Origin of the sequence: Mycobacterium sp. (genome assembly GCF_032161845.1) — a bacterium.
Classification (GTDB): Bacteria; Actinomycetota; Actinomycetes; order Mycobacteriales; family Mycobacteriaceae; genus Mycobacterium.
This window is the reverse complement of the sequence record NZ_JAVRQA010000115.1, coordinates 1-6542: the sequence shown is the minus strand read 5'-3', so window position 1 is coordinate 6542 and position 6542 is coordinate 1. Positions and strand designations below refer to the sequence as shown.

The 6542-nt window shown below is 65.9% G+C and carries 8 protein-coding genes; 4 read left to right on the top strand and 4 right to left on the bottom strand.

What is annotated here, in order from left to right; genetic code table 11:
- On the bottom strand, positions 1-1354 hold a 1354-nt coding region (locus QOD90_RS07305; protein WP_526348143.1), incomplete at its 3' end, for an amidase.
- A gap of 223 nt (positions 1355-1577) precedes the next feature.
- Between QOD90_RS07305 and QOD90_RS07300 the strand changes: the two genes are divergently transcribed.
- The 4 genes from QOD90_RS07300 to QOD90_RS07285 all read left to right on the top strand — a co-directional run bounded on the left by QOD90_RS07300 (position 1578) and on the right by QOD90_RS07285 (position 4167).
- Positions 1578-2045 carry a DUF4262 domain-containing protein gene (locus tag QOD90_RS07300; protein ID WP_526348141.1) on the top strand — a complete coding sequence of 156 codons (468 nt, stop codon included), beginning with the start codon at positions 1578-1580 and terminating at the stop codon, positions 2043-2045.
- Between the two features lie 164 nt (positions 2046-2209).
- Positions 2210-3049: an SH3-like domain-containing protein gene (locus QOD90_RS07295; RefSeq protein WP_526348139.1), complete on the top strand. Its 840-nt coding sequence runs from the start codon at positions 2210-2212 to the stop codon at positions 3047-3049.
- A gap of 34 nt (positions 3050-3083) precedes the next feature.
- Positions 3084-3794 carry a thiocyanate hydrolase subunit gamma gene (gene scnC / locus QOD90_RS07290; RefSeq protein ID WP_526348137.1) on the top strand — a complete coding sequence of 237 codons (711 nt, stop codon included), beginning with the start codon at positions 3084-3086 and terminating at the stop codon, positions 3792-3794.
- A gap of 1 nt (position 3795) precedes the next feature.
- Positions 3796-4167 (top strand): thiocyanate hydrolase, encoded by a 372-nt coding sequence (locus QOD90_RS07285; protein WP_526348135.1) that lies wholly within the window; start codon positions 3796-3798, stop codon positions 4165-4167.
- Here QOD90_RS07285 and QOD90_RS07280 read toward each other — a convergent pair.
- From QOD90_RS07280 to QOD90_RS07270, 3 genes are read right to left on the bottom strand one after another with little or no spacing between them, the layout of a single operon-like run.
- Positions 4164-4994: a class I SAM-dependent methyltransferase gene (locus QOD90_RS07280; protein ID WP_526348133.1), complete on the bottom strand. Its 831-nt coding sequence runs from the start codon at positions 4992-4994 to the stop codon at positions 4164-4166. The two genes, QOD90_RS07285 and QOD90_RS07280, sit on opposite strands and share 4 nt — an antisense overlap.
- A 24-nt stretch (positions 4995-5018) precedes the next feature.
- Positions 5019-6038, bottom strand: coding sequence for an NAD-dependent epimerase/dehydratase family protein (locus tag QOD90_RS07275; protein ID WP_526348131.1), 1020 nt, complete (start codon positions 6036-6038; stop codon positions 5019-5021).
- Positions 6035-6541 (bottom strand): nuclear transport factor 2 family protein, encoded by a 507-nt coding sequence (locus QOD90_RS07270; protein ID WP_526348129.1) that lies wholly within the window; start codon positions 6539-6541, stop codon positions 6035-6037. The genes QOD90_RS07275 and QOD90_RS07270 overlap by 4 nt, the downstream gene beginning before the upstream one ends.
- Between the last annotated feature and the right edge of the window lies 1 nt (position 6542).

The window sequence follows — 6542 nt, the reverse complement described above, 5'->3', positions numbered from 1 at the left end:
CTACCGGTAGGCCCTCGGGTGAGCGGCCCGCTGGTATGGCGGTCGCGGGCAGGCCAGGCATGGTCGCCAGGCCGGCCCAGACGAATTGGTCGACGAATGGGTACTCGACGCCGTCGATGTCGATGTGCCGTTCCGCCAGATTGGGTTCGTGGTCGTGGGGGAACGCCGGAGTGGGCGTGATCGGGCACACCACGGCGTCGAAGTGGGTGAAGAGCTGGCGCCAGAGGTGGCGGTGAAGTTCGCGACGGTTGTTCGCTTCGATCCACTGGCGGTGGCTGAACACCGGGCCGCGTAACCACGCCGTATCGAATCCCCGCTCGTGCGTGTCCAACCCCGCGGCGTCGGTCCGCAGCTGTTCATACTTCTCCACGGGAAAGCTCGCGGCGGCAAACGACGTCAGCAGCTCTATGAAGAGCGTGGCGGCTTCGGTCACATCAGGTAGCAGCGGACTGTGCCGTTCGACTGTCGCGCCGCCGTCGACCAGCGCGTCGGCCACCCGATTCACGGCCACCCGCACAGCGGACCCGGTCGCAATCAGCGGGTGCTCGTCGAGGACCAAGACACGGAAGTCGCAGAGCTGCGCGTGACGCGCCGGCGGCAGAGCCAAGTCGAACGCCACACCTAGTGTCAATGGGTCCGGGCCGGCCATCACGTCCAACAGCAGCGTGAGGTCGCGGGCCGTTCGCGCCATCGGACCGACGACGGCCAGGTCGCCGTCGGCAGGCAATGCCGGTGCGCGCGGCGGGACCATACCGCGGTTCGCCACCAGCCCGAATGTGGGCTTGTGTGCGTAGATGCCGCAGAAATGTGCTGGGGTCCGCAGCGAACCGACCATGTCCGAGCCGATGGACAACGCGCCAAATCCGGATGCCAAGGCAGCCGCTGATCCACCGGAAGACCCACCCGCCGTGCGACCGTGATCCCACGGGTTGTTGGTGGTGCCGTAGATCTCGTTGAAGCTCTGCAGATCCTGCAGCATGAACGGCACATTGGTCTTGGCGAGCACCACCGCGCCAGCAGCCTTCAGCCGCGCTACTTGTACTGCGTCCCGGGCCGGCAGGTAGTTCCTGTGCAACGGCACGCCCCATGTCGTGGGTAGCCCGGCGATGTTGTAAGACTCCTTGACCGTCACCGGGATACCGAGCAGCGGTCGATCCTCGCCGCGGGCGCGTGCCTGGTCGGCACGGCGTGCAGCGATCCGCGCACGATCGAAGTCCGGCACACAGATCGAGTTGATCACCTCGTCGTCCCGCTCGATGCGGGCGATCGCTTCGTCGGTCAGCTGCACCGATGTCACCTCACCGGCACGCAACGCCGCCGAAAGAGCTTCGGCCGACTGAAAACTCCGCTCCATGAATTTGAAGCTATCGGCTTGCCTCAGAGGACATAAAACCTCGCTTCGCGCAACGGAATCGGTGCCACGCGTTCTTCTCCTGGGCCGCGGACCATACGCCCGGCGGCACCTGTGGATTAACCCACAACTGTGGATAGATCCCGTCACCACGGATTGCGGCCGAGGTGTTGTCGGGGTCGCCGAAGAGGCTGGCGCCAAGAATCGACAGAAGGGCAGACACTCCATGTGCTGGCAATGCGACCACCCCCACAACACACTGGCCGACTACCTCGCGCTGATCCGCCAGACGATCTTGGCGCACGGATGGGCCGTGCAACACGTCGAAAGCGACCGCACGCCCTTCTCCTACACGATCGGACTGCACGATCGCGGCTTGCCCGAGCTCCTGGTGACCGGCCTGCCCACCAATCGGGCTCTCTGGCTGTTGAACACGTTTGCCAAGCGGATGGCGAGTGGCCTTCGACCCGTGCCGGGCAATCAGGTCACCTTGCCCGCGAACGCCCGTCTCGAACTGGTCCAGGTGGAGCATCCCGATGCGCACATGGGAATGGCGATCGCCATCGAGGGCCCCGACATCACCGCGGTGCAGCTGGTGTGGGCGGACGGCCATGGCCGGTGGCCATGGGCACCGGGTTTCGACGACGGTGACCGCCATCAGCCAGTACTAGGCGTCAGGATTCAGACCTCATGAGCCACCGGGTTCGCTTGTCAGCCAATCGATCTCGCGAAATCGTTGCCGGTGGCCGACGCCGATGCTAGCCTACCGAATTTAGAGTGCTCGGTGCCCGTCCGAGCCTCGAAATTCACTCGCACCACACCCGGAGTGGTCAGCAAGTCCGACAGCGAAGGACGCCAATGAGCAACGCGGCGGAACGTGCCACCCAACTCGATCTCGTCGCGCGGCTCAAGTCGGCGTACCCCGAACTGCCCGACGCACCCACCCCAGACATGCTCGACCACGCCCGATTCGTCGCGTACATGAAACCCGTACACGACGTCGGTGGCGAGCCCGACGCTCCGATGAAGTACGAGAACAAGGACTACGAGTACTGGGAGCACATGACCTATGTGATCTGTGAAGTCCTTGCCTGGCGCGGCATCTGGTTGTCCGAAGAACGGCGGCGGATCGGCAACGTCGACGTCCAGCGCGCCGTGTATCTGGGTTTCCCGTACTACGGTCGTTGGCTGTTGTCCGTTGCGAGAGTGCTCGTCGAAAAGCACTACATCGGCCTCACCGAACTCACCGAGCGGATGGCCGAGGTCAAGGAGCGTTATGCCGGCGGGCTCGCCGGCAAGACCTTGGAAGCCAAGCCCAAGTTCGAGGGCGACGGGTCTGCGGTCAAGCGCAACAGTCACATCGTCCATGCGCAGGGCAAGGGCGACCCGCAGGTGTATGCAGGCAAGGCGGGCGAGCCGAAGTTCAAGGTGGGCGATCCCGTCGTCGTCCGGGAATTGCCGGTGCTCTTCTACACGCGCACGCCCGAGTACGTGCGCGGCGCCGCGGGCGAGATCGCCGCCGTCGCCTACGAGAGCCCCGCCGCCGAGGACGAGACCTGGGACATCCCCGACGCGAAGCCGGAATGGTTCTACGTGGTCCAGTTCAGCATGGTCGAGCTGTGGAACGACTTCAACGGTCCGGCCACCGACAGCCTTCGGACCGAGATTCCCGAACGCTGGCTCCAAGCCGCCAACTGATCACCGTCATCCAACGATCAATGAACGGACCGACATGACAGATCACGACCACGACCACGACCACGACCGGACGGTCAAGCCCATGGTCGACGAGATCACCGACTTCGAGGTGCTCGAGATCGCGCTGCGCGAGTTGTGCATCGAGAAGGGCATCTTCACCGCCGCCGAGCACCGGCTCTTCACCGAGTTCGCCGAGCAGATCGGCCCCACCCCGGCGGCACGGTTGGTCGCCCGCGCCTGGCTCGACCCCGACTTCAAGGAGCTCGCCCTGACCGAGCCGATGACCGCCAGCAAGGAGGTCGGCGTGGACTGGCTCGAGCCGACCGGTTTCGGCACCCCCAGCGATTTCACGGCGTTTCAGATCCTTGCGGACACGCCAACGGTGCACAACGTCATCGTGTGCGCCCTCTGCTCCTGCTATCCGCGACCGATCCTCGGCAACTCACCGGAGTGGTATCGCACGCCCAATTACCGTCGGCGACTTGTCCGTTGGCCTCGCCAGGTGTTGGCGGAGTTCGGGCTGTACCTCGGCGACGACATCGAGGTGCGGGTTCAGGACTCCAACCAGAAGCACCGCTTCATGGTCATGCCGATGCGCCCCGAGGGCACCGATGGCTGGTCGGAGGATCAGCTGATCGAGATCATCACCCGCGATTGCCTGATCGGTGTTGCGCTGCCGAAGGCCGGTGTGACCACCAACGTCATCACCGACACCCGTGCCGCGATGCACCCGACGGGCAAGTGACGTGAGCGGTGCACCCGAGCCGGCCACCCCACGGGCCGTGGACAGCGAGTCCCTCAAGCAGATCCTCGACCGCGACCAGGTGTGGCCGAAGATGGCCGCGAAGTACGGCGTGGAGAACCCCGTACCGCCGTGGAAGACCAGCCTCGACGGCCTCTGCGACGCCCTCGACCACGCCGCTTGTGACACCACGGCACCGAGCTTCAAAGAGCGGCGCGACGAAGAGGACGTCTTGTCGGCGACCGTCTACTCCGAACTCCCCTACCCGGAGAACCAACTGGTCTCGCTGGCGCACTCGCTGATGGTCCGCGGCATCATCACCGAAGCCGAACTGCAACAACGCATCGCCGCCGTCCGCGACAGACTCGAGGCCTAGCTCGCCGGGCCGAACGCGTAGCGGTGGAACTGGGCCATCGTGCGCAGGCTCGGTACCCGGTTCATGACGGCCGCCAACAGTCGATAGGCGCCGGGCAGGTTCGCGAACGCGTCCGATTCGAACACCGGCTCCCAGGCCAGCAGCCGCGCTCCGGGAACCTCGTCGAGAATGTCCTCGGGACCGTTGATGCCCCACCGCAGGGTTGCTCCGGCGCGACGCACCACGGCGTTGGTCCACTGCGATCTGATGCCGAGTGCGTTGAAGGCGTCGAACTGGAGCTCACCGGAGGGGAATCGGTCAACCATGCGGCGTAGCAAGGCAATTCCGTCATCACGCCTGAGGTACATCGTCAGCCCCTCGCCGAGGATCAGCGTCGGCCGGTCGTCGATGATGCCGTCGAGGTAGCCCGGATCGGTGACCGAGGCCGCCACGACGTGGTTGTGCACGCGCCCAGGGAGGAGCTTCGTCCGCAGTTCGGCGACATCTGGATAGTCGACGTCGTACCACTCCACGTCGGGCCCGGGGTCCAGTCGGAGGTATCGACTGTCCAGTCCGCAGCCGAGGTGCACGACGGTGGCACGCGGATGGACCGCGAGAAACTGCCGGGTCCACCGGTCGAAGTGCCCGGAACGCATGCTGACCGACGGGGCGTTGCGGGGCGTCATCGACGTCTGCGACCAGTCGTAGTCGAGTTGTTGGACGACATCCCGGGCCCACGTGTCGTGCAGGATCGAATCGGGCCGGTCGGCGTCGAGCGCCTTGGCGTGCAGCGTCGCGAGCATCGTCTGCGGCGCACCGGACAGGTCGACGTGAATCTTGTCGGTCACGGCTCCCAGGTTAGGCCGAACGGGTCAGCCCGTCTGCCTGCTCTCACGTTTGGCTGCCCGCACGCCGACCCAGAACTTGGCGGCCGCGCGAATCGACTCCTCCACCGGCCTTGGCTGCCAACCGAGTTCACGCCTCGCCTTGGCGGAGTCGACGGGCGCCTCGGCGCGCATCAAGCGCATCGAACCGATCGACAGTTGCGCGTCGGTGCCCGTCAGCCGCGCCTTGGCGCTGCCGAGCACTGCCATCGCCCACGCCATGGCCAGTGGCACGGACTTCGTGGGCGCAGGCACCCCGGCGGCTTCGGCGGCGATGCGGACGACCTCGGCATTGCTGATCATCTTCTCCGAGATCAGATAGCGCTCACCGACGCGGCCCTTCTCGGCCGCCAGAATCAAAGCCCTTGCCGCATCGTCGATTCCGACGGCCTCCAGCTCGATGCCACTCATCACGAACGGCAGCTTTCCGAACGCGGCGCCCGCGATGATCGCGCCGTGCGGGGTGCGCCCCCAATCACCTGCGCCGTAGGTCGTCGACACGCACATCGCGACGGCGGGCAAGCCGCGGTCGCGGGCGTACTCCATGACGAGCGCCTCCGCTTGCACGCGCGACCGGACGTACGACGTCAGGCCTCGATCGACGATCACGTCGTCCTCGGTGGCCGTGCGACCACGCTTACGTCCGACCGTGGCGTAACTGCTGGTGAAGACGAAGCGCTCGAGGCTGGCGGCAACCTCTTCTTCGCAGGCGACCTCGAGCACGTTTCGGGTGCCCTCGACATTCGTGCGGAACAGCGGGGCCGGGTCCCTGAGCCAGCCGCGGGTGTCGACGACGCAGTAGTAGACGACCTCGCAGCCCGTCATCGCCTCGCGTAGGACCGCGTCGTCCCAGATGTCGCCGACGAAGCGCGTGACGTCCAGGTCGTCGATCCCGATGGTGTTGGCGCCGGCCCGCACCATGACGCGCACGTCCTGCCCATCGCCTACCAACTGCCGGGTGACGTGCGAGCCGAGGTAGCCGTTGGCACCGATGACGAGAGCGGTCACCGCGCGCCTCCGTACTTCTTCATCCACTCGGCCGCCACGTCGGGCAGCGTGCCGAGCTCTTCTGCCTTCTTGCACCACTTCACGGTTGCCGCGACGAAGCGCAACGGGTTGTAGACGTCTTCCTGCCTGCACCACTTCCCGTCGCCGGCGTAGGTGACGATCGAGATGTTGGTGGCGCTGACGATGGTGCCGTCGCCGGGGTCGCGCATGGGGTTGTCGAGCTCGCACAGCACGCGGTTGGTCGCCTCGTCGTAGACGGTCCACAGCGCCGGGAACGACGTCATGTAGCTGCCGGGGAAGTTCTCCATCGTGTTCCAGATCCACGGCCGCACCTGCTCGCGGCCGCGCATCGTTCCCGCCGCGTGCTCGACGTAGGTGACGTCGTCGGTGTACTGGTCAACCCACGGATCCCAGTTCCTCGTCTCGGCGGCGCGGGCCACCGTGGCCTCGAATTCGGCGAACGCCTCGACCAGCTCGTCGCGACTGAAAGTGCTACCCGTCACA

Coding starts and splice junctions, on each gene's coding strand:
- QOD90_RS07300 (WP_526348141.1), top strand. CDS start 1,578: ATGTGCTGGCAATGCGACCACCCCCACAACACACTGGCCGACTACCTC.
- QOD90_RS07295 (WP_526348139.1), top strand. CDS start 2,210: ATGAGCAACGCGGCGGAACGTGCCACCCAACTCGATCTCGTCGCGCGG.
- scnC (WP_526348137.1), top strand. CDS start 3,084: ATGACAGATCACGACCACGACCACGACCACGACCGGACGGTCAAGCCC.